The 13552-nt window shown below is 64.9% G+C and carries 11 protein-coding genes; 6 read left to right on the forward strand and 5 right to left on the reverse strand.

Features of this window, described 5'->3' with window-relative positions:
* Positions 1-12 precede the first annotated feature (12 nt).
* The 3 genes from lpxA to lpxB are packed head-to-tail and all read left to right on the forward strand — an operon-like array spanning position 13 to position 2924.
* Positions 13-849 carry an acyl-ACP--UDP-N-acetylglucosamine O-acyltransferase gene (gene lpxA, locus FJW05_RS03700; RefSeq protein ID WP_140627856.1) on the forward strand — a complete coding sequence of 279 codons (837 nt, stop codon included), beginning with the start codon at positions 13-15 and terminating at the stop codon, positions 847-849.
* The gene (gene lpxI / locus FJW05_RS03705) at positions 836-1753 is read left to right on the forward strand and encodes a UDP-2,3-diacylglucosamine diphosphatase LpxI (RefSeq protein ID WP_140627858.1); all 918 of its coding nucleotides are present in this window, start codon (positions 836-838) and stop codon (positions 1751-1753) included. Before lpxA ends, lpxI begins: the two co-directional genes overlap by 14 nt.
* The gene (gene lpxB, locus FJW05_RS03710) at positions 1743-2924 is read left to right on the forward strand and encodes a lipid-A-disaccharide synthase (RefSeq protein WP_140627859.1); all 1182 of its coding nucleotides are present in this window, start codon (positions 1743-1745) and stop codon (positions 2922-2924) included. Before lpxI ends, lpxB begins: the two co-directional genes overlap by 11 nt.
* 66 nt (positions 2925-2990) lie before the next feature.
* Here the strand turns inward: lpxB and gltA are convergent, their stop codons facing one another.
* Together gltA and gltX are read right to left on the reverse strand one after the other, a co-directional pair.
* Positions 2991-4319, reverse strand: a complete 1329-nt coding sequence (gene gltA / locus FJW05_RS03715) for a citrate synthase (protein ID WP_140546402.1) — start codon at positions 4317-4319, stop codon at positions 2991-2993.
* Positions 4320-4497: 178 nt separating this feature from the next.
* Complete coding sequence (gltX, locus tag FJW05_RS03720) at positions 4498-5922, reverse strand: glutamate--tRNA ligase (protein ID WP_140627862.1); 1425 nt, start codon at positions 5920-5922, stop codon at positions 4498-4500.
* 102 nt (positions 5923-6024) lie between these two features.
* Here gltX and FJW05_RS03725 point away from each other — a divergent pair, with 102 nt between their 5' ends.
* On the forward strand, positions 6025-8490 hold the full coding sequence (locus tag FJW05_RS03725; RefSeq protein ID WP_140627865.1) for a ComEC/Rec2 family competence protein: 2466 nt from the start codon (positions 6025-6027) through the stop codon (positions 8488-8490).
* Between the two features lie 35 nt (positions 8491-8525).
* Here FJW05_RS03725 and lexA read toward each other — a convergent pair whose 3' ends face one another.
* A complete protein-coding gene (lexA, locus tag FJW05_RS03730) occupies positions 8526-9260 on the reverse strand; it encodes a transcriptional repressor LexA (protein ID WP_140546405.1) in 735 nt (244 codons plus the stop codon).
* Between the two features lie 433 nt (positions 9261-9693).
* On the opposite strand from lexA, the gene kynU reads away from it, so the two are divergent.
* Complete coding sequence (gene kynU, locus FJW05_RS03735; RefSeq protein ID WP_140627868.1) at positions 9694-10941, forward strand: kynureninase; 1248 nt, start codon at positions 9694-9696, stop codon at positions 10939-10941.
* 47 nt (positions 10942-10988) lie between these two features.
* On the forward strand, positions 10989-11819 hold the full coding sequence (locus FJW05_RS03740) for an alpha/beta hydrolase (protein WP_140628220.1): 831 nt from the start codon (positions 10989-10991) through the stop codon (positions 11817-11819).
* A gap of 48 nt (positions 11820-11867) precedes the next feature.
* Here FJW05_RS03740 and glp read toward each other — a convergent pair whose 3' ends face one another.
* Entirely contained in the window at positions 11868-13073 is a 1206-nt protein-coding gene (gene glp, locus FJW05_RS03745) for a gephyrin-like molybdotransferase Glp (RefSeq protein WP_140627871.1), read from the reverse strand.
* Complete coding sequence (moaC, locus tag FJW05_RS03750) at positions 13073-13552, reverse strand: cyclic pyranopterin monophosphate synthase MoaC (protein WP_140627874.1); 480 nt, start codon at positions 13550-13552, stop codon at positions 13073-13075. Before moaC ends, glp begins: the two co-directional genes overlap by 1 nt.

The following is a 13552-nucleotide window of genomic DNA, read 5'->3' on the forward strand; positions in this document are numbered from 1 at the left end:
TTCGAAATGCTCATGAAAGTCGCGACATCCATCCATCCTTCCTCGGTCGTCGAAGAAGGAGCCAGGCTCGGAGAAGGCGTCCGTATCGGACCCTTCTGCCATGTCAGCGCCGATTCGATCATCGGCGACCGCGTCGAACTGGTAAGCCATGTGTCGGTGATGGGCGCCACGACCATCGGGGCCGGGACAAAGGTCTATCCGATGGCGACGCTCGGCGCGCCGCCGCAAAACACCAAGCACAAGGGCGGTCGCACCACTCTGGTCATCGGAGCGAACTGCACCATTCGTGAAGGCGTCACAATGCATGTCGGCACCGACACCAGCCGTGGCGAGACGACTGTCGGCGACAACGGCAACTTCCTAGCCTACGCCCACATCGCCCACGATTGCGTCGTCGGCAAGAACGCCACCTTCGCCAATGGCGCGACGCTGGGCGGACATTGCGAGATCGGCGACAACGTCTATATCGGCGGCCTGACCGCCGTTCATCAATTTGTGCGCCTCGGCGACAATGTGTTCATCGGCGGCTGCTCGGCGGTCGTTGGCGACGTCATTCCTTATGCCATCGCCGCCGGCAACCGGGCCAAGCTGCGTGGCCTGAACATCATAGGCCTCAAGCGCTCCGGCTTGCCGCGTTCCGAAATCTACCTGCTGCGCAAGGCTTATAGGACGATCTTCGATCGTTCCCGCACCGTCGGCGAGAATGTTGAGCTCGCCAAGGCCGAGTTCGCCGGGTCGCCAACGGCCATGAAGATCATCGATTTCATCACAAGTCGCGGCAAACGGCACTTTGCCGTCCCATCGCTCAAGGGCGACGGCGACGACGACAGCGGCGATGACGAGGGCTGAGCCGGCCAAGGCAGGGCTCGTACTCGCGCCGGGCTCCAGGGTCGGCATCATCGCCGGTGGGGGCAGCCTGCCCGTCGAAGTTGCCGATGGCTTGGTCAAGCAAGGTTTTGTGCCCTTCGTGATCATCGCCGAGGGTGAGGTCGACCGCGAGGCGGATTTTTCCGCCTACGAGCGGCAGACGCTGGCACTGGAAGATATCGGCCTGCTGCTTCCCTTGTTGAAGCGCAATGGGATCACGCATCTCGTTCTTGCCGGCGAAATCAAGCGCAGGCCGCGTTTGAGCAAGGTTCGACCGACACTTGGCTTGCTGGCCATAATACCTTCCGTGATCAGAGCGCTGAGACGTGGCGACGACGGCTTGCTGAAGGTGTTGACCCGAGGCCTTGAAGATCGGGGCATTGCGGTGGTCGGCGCGCATGAGGTCGTTCCCGAACTGACCGCCGGCGAAGGCACATTGACGGCGGCTCATCCAAATCAATCGGACTGGCGCGACATCAAAGCCGGGCGCGCCGCCGCCAAAGCCATTGGCGCGCTCGATATCGGCCAGGCGGCGATTGCGATCGGAGGTCGAGCCATCGCGCTGGAAGGCATTGAGGGCACTGCCGGCCTGCTCGACAGAACGCGGGAATTGCGCGGCCACGGCAGGCTGGCCGGCAAGGCGCGCGGCGTGCTGGTCAAATGCGCCAAGCCTGGGCAGGAGCTGCGCGCCGACTTGCCCTCCATCGGCCCGCAGACGATCGAAGCCGCACACGCCGCCGGGCTAGCCGGCATTGCGCTGGAAGCCGGCCACTCGCTAATTCTCGAAGGTCCGGAAACGCTGGCGCGCGCCAATGCTCTCGGCCTGTTCATCGTCGGCCTGCCCGCCATGGAGGCGGCCAATGGGGAGCCGGCTAATGGTCGCTGACAAGCCGCTCAAGATCGCGATCGTCGCCGGCGAGGAATCCGGCGATCTGCTCGGCGCCGACATCGTGCGGGCGCTCGAGCGCGCGACGGGCCGCGAGGTGCAGCTCGTCGGCATTGGCGGCCGCCACCTGCAGCAACTGGGGCTGACCCCACTCTTCGACGGCGGCGAGATCGCGCTGATGGGCTTCAGCGCGGTGCTGCGCGACCTGCCGCGGCTGATGCGCCGCATCAGCCAGACGGCGGCGACCATCGCGGCCGAGCGGCCCGATTGCCTGATCACCATCGACAGCCCGGACTTTTCGCTGCGCGTGGCGAAGAAGGTGCGCGCGGCAGCACCCGCCATTCCGATCGTCCATTATGTCTGCCCGAGCGTATGGGCTTGGCGGCCGGGCAGGGCGGCGGCGATGAAGCCCTATGTCGATCACATCCTATGCATCCTGCCGTTCGAGGTGAAGGCGCTCGCTCGTCTTGGCGGACCGCCGGGCACTTATGTCGGCCACCGGTTGACGCAGGATCCGGGCGTGCTTGGCGCCGCCAAGGCGCAGAGCCAGCCGCGCGACCTCTCCGACGACCGCGTCAAGACGGTGCTGGTGCTGCCCGGCTCGCGCCGCGGCGAGGTGCGGCGGCTGATCGAACCCTTCGGCAAGGCGATGTCGGCGCTGCGCCAGCGCGGCCACCGCCTGCGCTTGCTGTTGCCGACGGTGCCGCATGTCGCCGAGCTGGTGAAGGCGTCGGTCGCGAGTTGGGACGACAAGCCGGAAATCATCACCGAGCCGGAGCGCAAATGGCAGGCCTTCGGCAAGGCCGACGCGGCGTTGATCGCGTCTGGAACGGTTTCGCTGGAACTGGCGCTCGCGGGCGTTCCGATGGTTTCCTGCTACAAGCTCGACCCGATCGCGCGCCAGCTTCTGCAGCATATGGTGACGACGTGGTCGGCGCTACTGCCCAATTTGATATCCGACCGCGCGCTGGTGCCGGAATTCTACGATCAATATGTCCGGCCGGAAAACCTGGCGCGGCAGCTGGAAGCCCTGTTTGCCGACACCGGCATGCGCGCCTGGCAAAAGGCGGGCTTTGCCGAGATTGCCCGGCGCATGGCGACCCAGCGGCCCTCGGGCGAGATCGCCGCCGAGGCGGTGATGGGGTGCATAAAGAGAGCGAATAGGGAGTAGCGAATAGGGCTGTGTCGGCTTCGCCCGTTTCCCCTATTCGCTACTCCCTATTCGCTATTCGCTCAATTACCTTTTCGCAATCGGCACGTAATCGCGTTCCGTGGCGCCGGTGTAGAGCTGGCGCGGGCGGCCGATCTTCTGGTGCGGATCCTCGATCATTTCCTTCCACTGCGCGATCCAGCCGACGGTGCGGGCGACCGCGAACAGCACGGTGAACATGGTGGTGGGGAAGCCCAGCGCCTTCAGCGTGATGCCGGAATAGAAGTCGACATTCGGATAGAGCTTCTTTTCGATGAAGTACTCGTCGGTCAGCGCGATCTTTTCCAGCTCCATCGCGATGTCGAGCAGAGGATCGTCCTTGATGCCGAGCTCGCCCAGCACCTCATGCGCGGTCTTCTGCATGATCTTGGCGCGCGGATCGTAGTTTTTGTAGACGCGGTGGCCGAAGCCCATCAGCCGGAACGGGTCGTTCTTGTCCTTGGCGCGGGCGATGAACTCGGGGATGTGGTCGACATGGCCGATCTCGCCCAGCATGTTGAGGGCCGCTTCGTTGGCGCCGCCATGCGCCGGCCCCCACAGACAGGCGATGCCGGCGGCGATGCAGGCGAACGGGTTGGCGCCCGACGAGCCGGCCAGGCGCACGGTCGAGGTCGAGGCGTTCTGCTCGTGGTCGGCGTGCAGGATGAAGATGCGGTCCATGGCGCGCGCCAGCACCGGATTGATCTTGTATTCCTCGCACGGCACGGCAAAGCACATGTGCAGGAAGTTGGCCGCGAAGCCGAGATCGTTCTTCGGGTAAATGAAGGGTTGGCCGATATGGTACTTGTAGGCCATCGCCGCGATCGTCGGCATCTTGGCGATCAGGCGCATCGAGGCGACCATGCGTTGATACGGGTCCGAGATGTCAGTCGAGTCGTGATAGAAGGCCGACAGCGCGCCGACCACGCCGCACATCACCGCCATCGGATGCGCGTCGCGGCGGAAGCCGGTGAAGAAGCGCGACATCTGCTCATGCACCATCGTGTGGCGCGTCACGCGATAATCGAAGTCGTCCTTCTGCGCCTTGGTCGGCAACTCGCCGTAGAGCAGCAAATAGCAGACCTCGAGGAAGTCGCCATGCTCGGCGAGCTGATCGATCGGGAAGCCGCGATGCAGCAGGATGCCGGCATCGCCGTCGATGAAGGTGATCCCCGATTCGCAGCTCGCGGTCGAGGTGAAGCCGGGATCGTAAGTGAAGGCGCCGGTGGTGCTGTAGAGCGAACCGATATCGATGACGTCCGGCCCGACCGTCCCGCTTCGCACCTTCAATTCGTGCGTCTTGCCGGCGAGCTCGAGCCTGGCGGCCGACTCGCGCGTTTTGCTGCCCGGTTCCGGTTTTGTCGCAGCTTCGCTCATTCTCAACTCCTTTTGTTCCTCATGCCGGCAAGGCAATTCCTGCAAACGACACGTCGAAGTCACCGGAATGCGCGAACTCGCCACCGCATTTTAGGAGGTGCGTGCCAGATTGGGCCAAGCCCAATGTTGCACTGCGAAACACACCTTTCAATGCCAATCTTCTTGGGCCAGCTCGCTCCTAATCGATTTGATCTCCGATGCGCGCCAGGCTTTCCTGGCGGCCCAGCACGGCAAGGACGTCGAACACGCCGGGCGAGGTGCTGCGGCCGGTCAGCGCGGCCCTCAGGGGCTGCGCCACGGCGCCCAGCTTGTGCCCGCCGGCCTGCGCGAAGTCGCGGATCGAAGCCTCGGCCGAGGCGGCGTTCCAGTCGCCCTGAACAGAAGACAATGCGCCATGCGCGCCGCGCAGAATCGCGCGCGCATCCGCGTTGAGCAAGCCCGCCGCCTTCTCGTCCAGCGGCAACGGCCGCTCGACGAACAGGAACGCCGCGCCGTCGACCAGTTCGACAAGAGTTTTTGCTCGCTCCTTGAGGCCGGGCATGGCGGCAAGCAGTTGCGCCGTGCGCCTGTCATCGAGCTTTGCCGCGAGCGCCGGGCCGCCTTCGAGATAAGGCAAGGTGGCGACGAAGATGTCGAACAGCGCCCGGTCGTCCATCTTGCGCATATGGACGCCGTTCAGCGCCTCGAGCTTGGCGAAGTCGAAGCGTGCCGCGCCCTTGTTGACGTCGCCGATGTCGAACCAGGCGATCATGTCCTCGATCGACATCACCTCGTCGTCGCCATGGCTCCAGCCGAGCCTGGCCAGATAGTTGAGCAGGGCCTCGGGCAGGTAGCCCATGGCGCGATATGCCTCGACGCCGAGCGCGCCGTGCCGCTTCGACAGTTTGGCGCCGTCGGCGCCGTGGATCAGCGGGATGTGCGACATCGACGGCACCTCCCAGCCCATGGCGTTGTAGATCACCGTCTGGCGCGCGGCATTGGTTAGGTGATCGTCGCCGCGGATGATGTGGGTGACGCCCATGTCGTGATCGTCGACGACGACGGCATGCATGTAGGTCGGGACGCCATCGGAGCGCAGGATGATGAAGTCGTCGAGATCCTTGTTGGGGAAGCGCACCTCGCCCTGCACGCGGTCGTTGACGATCGTCACGCCCTCGGTCGGCGCCTTGATGCGGATCGCGCCCTTGACGCCTGCCGGCGCTTCGGATGGGCCGCGGTCGCGCCAATGGCCGTTGTAACGCGGCGGCAGGCCCTTGGCACGTGCGGCCTCGCGCATCGCCTCCAGCTCCGCCGGCGTCTCGTAGCTGTAATAGGCCTTGCCCATGCGCACGAGTTGCTCCGCCACCTCGCGGTGACGCGGCGCACGCTCGAACTGCGAGACGGCGTCGCCATCCCAGGAGAGGCCAAGCCAGGTCAGCCCGTCGAGAATGGCAGCCGTGGCGGCTTCGGTGGAGCGCTCGCGATCGGTGTCCTCGATGCGCAGCAGCATCGTGCCGCCGGTGTGCCTGGCATAGAGCCAGTTGAACAGCGCCGTGCGCGCCCCGCCGATATGCAGATAGCCTGTAGGCGAGGGGGCAAAACGGGTAACGACCTTGTCGGACATGGAACTCTCGAGGAAGCGCTGAAAAATGCATGTTTCGCGCAGACTTCCACGCGACCGGCGTTCATGTAGCATAGGCGGTCTGGGGCGCAAGGGGCAGACCCGATGGCTGGACGTGGCCGGGGCGCGGAGGAGGGCGAGGGAACGACAGCGGGCGTCAGCGAACGCCTGATGTTTGCTCATGCCGTGCCCGAAGAGGGAACGCCGGTTTCGCTTCGGGCGCCGCGTCCGCCAGCTGAGCTTCTGCCGCCTGGCGGCGGCACGTTACCGCCAGCATCGCCGACAGCCAATGTCGGCCGGATCCGCAGACAGCTTGGCCGCGTTTCGCTTCCTGCTCTGCGCCGAAGCGTTGCGGTCGCCGCCACCACCGAGCTCGACCGTGGCGTCGGCTTTCTGCTGGTGCCGGTGTTCCTGGCAGCCGGCGTGATCTGTTACTTCTCGCTGAGCGCCGAGCCGGACCTCTACAGGCCGCTTGCGGCAGTCGCCCTGATGGCGGTCTGCGCGGCGGTCTCGCGTTCCCGGCACAGAACGCACCTTGCCTTCATGGCGGTGTTTTTCTGCGCCTTGGGCTTTCTCGCGGCCAAGGTGGAGACCTGGCGGATGGCGACCCCAGTGCTGGGTTCCGAAATCCAGACACGGCTGACGGGCCGCCTCGTCACCGCCGAGGCGATGGCCAACGGCCGTGTCCGGCTCACCATAGATCTCATATCCACGGAGCATCCGAAGCTGCGCTACGCGCCGGACCGCATCAGGCTGTCGGCGCGCAGGATCCCTTCCGGCATGACGGCCGGGTCGATGCTGACCGGCTATGCCAAGCTGCTGCCGCCGACAGGTCCGGTTCGGCCGGACAGCTACGACTATTCCTTCGACAGCTATTTTGCCGGCATCGGCGCCAGTGGCTTTTTCCTGGGCGATCCGAAACTTGTCGCGTCGACCCAGACAGTTCCAACGGAGGTGCCTTTCGGCGCGCGCGTGGCATCGGCCATAGAAAACGCTCGCGAGGGGATTGCCGACCACATCAGGAGCAGCATCGGTGGTTCCGAGGGTGAGATCGCAGCGGCGCTGATCGTCGGCGTTCGTGCCGGCATTCCGGACGAAATCAACGAGTCGATGCGACGGACCGGCATCTACCACATCATTTCGATCTCCGGCCTGCATATGGCGCTGGTTGCCGGCACGATCATGGTGCTTTTGCGCGGCGCTTTCGCGCTGTTTCCGGATTTCTCGTCGCGGCGGCCGGTGAAGAAATACGCCGCCGGGATCGCACTCATCTCGATCGCCGCCTACCTCATCATCTCCGGCATCGTGGTGGCGGCCGAGCGAAGCTTCATCATGCTGGCCGTGATGCTCGCCGCCGTGCTCTTCGACCGCGCGGCGCTGACAATGCGCAACCTGGCGATCTCTGCCATCGCCGTCATCCTGGTCTCGCCGCATGAAGTGGTCGGCCCGAGCTTCCAGATGTCCTTCGCCGCCACCGCCGCCCTGGTCGGCGCCTATGCCGGCTTTGCCGATTATCGCGCCGGCAAAACGACCGCGCCGCCGGCAAAGCGTTCATTCCTCGGGTTCCTGTCGCGAAAACTGGTGGTTGGCGTGGGCGGCGCCGCCGTGACGTCGCTCATCGCGGGCAGCGCGACATTGCTGTTTGCGATCTGGCACTTCCAGCGGGTGTCGCCGCTCAGCCTGCTTGCCAATCTGGCGGTCATGCCGATCGTCTCGCTGATCGTCATGCCGTTCGCCGTGCTGAGCGCGCTGGCCATGCCCTTCGGCTTCGACGGTCCGCTCCTCTATGTGATGGGCAAGGGGCTGACGGCGATGATCGCCATCTCGGCATGGATTTCCGAGCGCTCGCCTGTCGATGCCGTCGGGCTGATCTCGATCCAGTCGGTGCTGCTGGCGACGGTCGCGCTGGTCATCGCGACCATGGCCACCACCTGGCTGAGGCTTGCCGCCGTACCCTTCGCGCTCGCCGCGCTGCTGGCCATTCCGCACGTCCGCACACCGGATGTGCTCATTTCCGAGGACGCGCATCTGGTGGCGATGCCGATCGGCGGCGGCGAGCTTGCCGTCAATCGCGAACGCTCCAACGAGTTCACTACCGACAACTGGAAACGGGCGCTGAAAGCCGAGGATATCGTGCCGCCGGAAAGGTTCGCCAAAGATACGCTGGACATTGCCGATCCCGTCGACCTGCCACCCGGCTCGCCCTTCTATTGCACCGGCGATCTCTGCATCGGCCGGCATCCTTCCGGCGCGATCGTCGCGCTCGCCGAGACCCGCGACGCCGCCCGGCCGGCCTGCGGTTTCGCCGACCTCATCGTCATCAACGACGCCACGGCCTATAACCCATGCCGCGATCCGCGTGTGCTCGTCGTCACCAAGCGGCAGCTGGCGCGCGACGGCAGCGCCGCCGTCTTCTTCGATCCGCAATCGGCAACCGCGCGGCCAACCGTCCGCTACGCGGTCGTAGAACCATACCGACCCTGGCACGAGCAGCGGAAATACACGCGCGAGGCGAGGGGACTGGCGCCCTATAAGCAGCCGGAAAAACCAGCCGCCGCACCGGCCCAATAGATTGTCGTCCGGGCGAAGACGGCGAGCAGTTCTGCTCAATAGCGGCGAATAAGTCCCACGAGCTTGCCCTGAACCTTGACCCGGTCCGGTCCAAAGATCCGGGTCTCATAGGCCGGGTTGGCGGCTTCGAGCGCGATCGAGGCACCCTTGCGGCGGAAACGCTTCAAGGTTGCCTCCTCATCGTCGACGAGCGCCACCACGATCTCGCCCGGGCTTGCCGTGTTGGCATTGCGGATGATGACGGTATCGCCGTCGAAGATCCCGGCCTCGATCATCGAGTCGCCCTTGACCTCCAACGCATAATGCTCGCCGCCCATGATCATGTCCGGCGGCACCGAGATCGAATGCGTCTGGTGCTGGATGGCGTCAATCGGCACGCCGGCGGCGATGCGGCCCATCACCGGAATGGATACGGCCGCCGCGGCCTCGTCGTCATTGCTTGGCGTCGGGGTGCGCGATGGCGTCGCCGGCTTGACCTGGCGATTGAGATTGCCTTGGCCGCCCTGGATGACGCTCGGCGAAAACTTCTTCGCGGCATTAAGGCCTGGCGCGATCGAGTCGGGCAGGCGCAGCACTTCCAGCGCGCGCGCCCGGTTTGGCAGCCGGCGAATGAAGCCGCGTTCTTCCAGCGCCGTGATCAGCCGGTGGATGCCGGACTTGGAGGCAAGGTCGAGCGCCTCCTTCATCTCATCGAATGATGGAGGAATCCCGCTCTCCTTCAGGCGTTCATGGATGAACATCAGGAGTTCATGTTGTTTGCGCGTCAGCATCGGCGGCCCCCACGGGTTCTGAAACCAGAATCAGAAAAACAAACCCAGAACAAACACTATCTGTTCCAGTTGTGTTCCGCAACCGTTTAAAGTTTAGTGAATTTGTTAAGGCGGCCGAAACGATGTCGCATCCGGTGATGCCTTGGCCGTCCCGGCTGGGGTAGGGGCGTTGATTCCGCTCGGATTTGGAGCCTCCTTAAGCTGAATCAAGAGCCGACACCATCACGAAGCCGTGGATGGGATCACGTCGGTTTCTGCGCAAGCGTGCCGCACCGTGAACGAAACGGACCCAAAATGCCAACCTTAGCAATGGTTCCGATCCAGGGTCTTCGCCGTCTATGGACCAGCTAACATAGGACCAAAGGTTCTTGCCCTGTCGCCGACGGTGGTGAGACAACCCCCTTGGCCAGATCGAAATGGAGGCGGCAGCACAATGAGGGGAATTCCTGATTTCGCCGAAGTCGAGGCGATGGATGCCGCGGATCCGCTGCGCGCCATGCGCGATCGCTTCGTCTTGCCGGAAGGCGTCATATACCTCGACGGCAATTCGCTGGGCGCTGCTTCGATCGACGCCTTCAACGAGATCGAGACTGCCGCGAGGCAGGAATGGGCGCGGGATCTCATCCGCGCCTGGAACACCGCCGACTGGTTCGATATGCCCATCGAGCTGGGCGACCAGCTCGGGCGCCTGATCGGCGCGAAACCCGGCCAGACGGTCGTTTGCGACACGACTTCGATCAACATCTACAAGGTCCTGCATGCGGCACTTGCGATGCGGCCCGAGCGTTCGGTGATCGTTGCCGAGACCGACAGCTTTCCGACCGACCTCTACATGGCGGAAGGGGTCGCATCGACGCGGCCCGGCACGGTGCTGCGGCTCGAAGGCGCCGATGCCCCGACGATTGAGGAACTGGTCGACGATCGCGTCGCGGTCATCCTGGTCAACCACGTCAACTATAAATCCGGCCGGCTGCGCGACATGGCGGCGCTCACCCGCAAGGCCCGTGAAGCCGGCGCGTTAATCGTGTGGGACCTCTGCCACACAGCGGGTGCGCTGCCGGTGGATCTCGACGGCTCGAATGCCGATTTCGCCATCGGCTGCACCTACAAGTATCTCAATGGCGGGCCGGGCTCGCCGGCCTTCATCTACGCCGCGAGCCGCCACCACGGCGACATTCGCCAGCCGCTCAGCGGCTGGTGGGGCCATGCCCGGCCTTTCGCGTTCGAGCAGGGCTATGCCGCGGGCACTGGCATCCGGCGGTTCCTGTGCGGAACGCAGCCGGTGCTGTCGATGCGCGCGCTGAAAGGCGCGCTGGATCTCTGGAACGACGTCGACATGAGGGCCGTGCGGAGAAAAAGCGTCGCGCTGACGGACCTGTTCATCCGGCTTGTCGAGGCCAGATGCGGCGGCATCGGTCTTGAGTTGGAGAGCCCGCGCTCAGGCGCAGAACGCGGCAGCCAGGTATCGTTCGCCCATCCAAATGGCTACCAGGTGATGCGCGCCCTGATCGAGCGCGGCGTGATCGGCGATTTCCGCGCGCCATCCACCATTCGTTTCGGCTTCACGCCGCTTTATGTCGGTTACCGCGATGTCTGGAATGCGGTCGAGGTGCTGGAGGACATCCTGCGCACTGGCATCTGGCAAGACGCGCGCTTTGCCGTCAAAACAACTGTTACCTGACTTTGAATCGGCGATGCCGAACAAATGACCTGATCGCGGAGACACCGTTGCTGGGACATCGTGTTGTCGACTGGGATGACGCCTACGCAAATGGCGCCAACATCGCGGGCGGCGACCGCTGGCCCGCGGCGTGGGATGGTCCGGCGCGGGCATTCCGCGAAAGGCTGCTGTCAGAGGGCAGGGCGCGGCTCGATATCGTGTATGGCGACGCGCCGCGCAATCGCTTCGACCTGTTTCTCCCGTCTGCGGCGCCAAAGGGGCTCGTCGTATTCATCCACGGCGGCTACTGGATGGAGTCGGACAAGGGCTCCTGGTCGCATCTGGCTGGAGGCGCGCTCGGGCGCGGCTTTGCCGTCGCCATGCCCTCCTACACGCTGTGCCCGCAGACCAGGATCAGCGGCATAGTCGGCGAGGTCGCTGCAGCGATCGAGAAGGCGGCAGCCATGGTCGATGGTCCGCTGATGCTGACCGGGCACTCGGCCGGCGGGCATCTGGCCAGCCGAATGGTGACCACGGCCTCACCGCTATCATCCGATGTGACATGGCGCATACGACAGGTGGTTTCGATTTCAGGCCTGCACGACCTTCGGCCGCTGATGTTCACCGCGCTGAACGAAACATTGAACATCGACGAGCCGGAAGCGCGGAGCGAAAGCCCGGCATTACTGCGGCCTCGACAGGGAGCCTGCATCACCTGCTGGGCCGGCGGCGGCGAGCGTGCGGAATTCCTGCGCCACAGCGCGTTGCTCGCCAACATCTGGACCGGGCTCGGCGCTGCCACCTGTTCAGTGGTCGAGCCGGACCGACATCATTTCAATATTGTCGATGGTCTCGCCGACCCGGATCATCCCCTGACCCGTACGTTGGTCGGCGAATAAGGGTTACGATCGACCTCGTCGACCTATCAGGATCGACTTCGTCGACGTCTAGCGCAGCATGAGCACGCTGCATTCAGCGCCGGCTTCCGCGGCCGGCGCAAAGGGCTCGCGCACGATCAGGCCGTTGGCGTCGGCGAGCATCCGCAGCATAGAGGAGTCCTGGATGCCGAAAGGCGTCGCGATCAAGGTGCCGGCGTCCTCGCGCACGACGGCGCGCACATAGTCCTGCCTGACGTCGTTGGCCCGCATCGCGGTGCCAAGCCGGGCCATTCGCATATCCTGCCGATGATCGCGGCCGCCGAGCCGGGCAAGCAGCGGCTTCAGGAAGAGTTGCGAGCAGACAATGCTTGCCACCGGATTGCCGGGCAGGCCGATGCAGCGGACATTGCCAAGCCGGCCAAACATCAGCGGTTTGCCGGGGCGCATGGCGATCTTCCAGAAATCGAGCTGCATGCCTTCGCCGGTCAGCACGCCATGGACGAGGTCGTGGTCGCCGACCGAGGCGCCGCCGAGCGTGACGATGATATCGGCGCCGGCCTCGACCGCTTTCCGGACCAGCGCGGCAATCGCCTCCTGGCGGTCGGCGGCGATGCCGAGATCGAGCGCGCGCGCGCCGACCGACTGGGCGGCGGCGGCAACGCCGTAAGCATTCGACGAAATGATCTGGTCGGGGCCGAGCGCGCTGCCTGGCGGCAGCAATTCGTCCCCGGTGGCGATGATCGCGACCAGCGGCCGGCGCACGACGCACAAGGCTGGGTGGTTGGCCGAGGCCGCCAGCGAAAGGGCCGCCGCATCGAGAACTCGGCCCTTTTCGAGCAGCACGTCGCCCTGACCGAAGTCGAGCCCGCGGCGGCGGACATTGCGTGCTTCTGCGGTTGGCTCCGTCAGCTCGATCCTGCCATTGCCGAGATCGCGGACGTTTTCCTGGATGACGACGGTGTCGGCGCCCTCCGGCAACGGCGCCCCGGTGAAGATGCGCACGGCCTGGCCTTCGCCGACGGTTCCGGAGAAACCGCGTCCGGCAGGCGCCATGCCGATGACCTCGAGTAGCGCCGGCGCCGAGGCGACATCGGAGAAGCGCGCGGCATAGCCGTCCATCGCGGAGGCATCGAAAGGTGGTTGCGTGCGCAACGCGACCACCGGCTCGGCCAGCACGCGGCCCGCCGCGTCAGCCAGCGGAACGCGCTCGCCCGGCAGAGCCGTCACGCCGTCCAGCAGGCGTTCGAGCGCCTCGGTGACCGGAAGCAAGGCCATTATGAACCCGCCTTGTAGTCGCCAGATTTGCCGCCGGTCTTCTCGACCAGCCGGACGCCGGAAATCACCATCCCGCGGTCCGCTGCCTTGGCCATGTCGTAGATGGTGAGGCAGGCGACTGAAGCGGCGGTCAGCGCCTCCATCTCCACACCCGTCTTGCCGGTGACGCGGGCGAGCGCGGTAACCTTGAGACCTGGCAAGGAACGGTCCGGCTCGATCTCGACGGCAACTTTGGTCAGAAGCAGCGGGTGGCAGAGCGGGATCAGCTCGTGCGTCTTCTTCGCGGCCATGATGCCGGCGATACGGGCAGTCCCCAATACGTCGCCTTTCTTGGCGTCGCCGGCCAAGATCATCTCCAGCGTTTGCGGCTGCATGGAGACAAACCCTTCGGCGACTGCCGTGCGCGTCGTCTCCGCCTTGTCGCCGACGTCGACCATGTTGGCTTCGCCCTTGGCACCAAGATGGGTAAGGGAGGCCAT

This window comes from Mesorhizobium sp. B2-9-1, assembly GCF_006439455.1.
Taxonomy (GTDB): domain Bacteria; phylum Pseudomonadota; class Alphaproteobacteria; order Rhizobiales; family Rhizobiaceae; genus Mesorhizobium.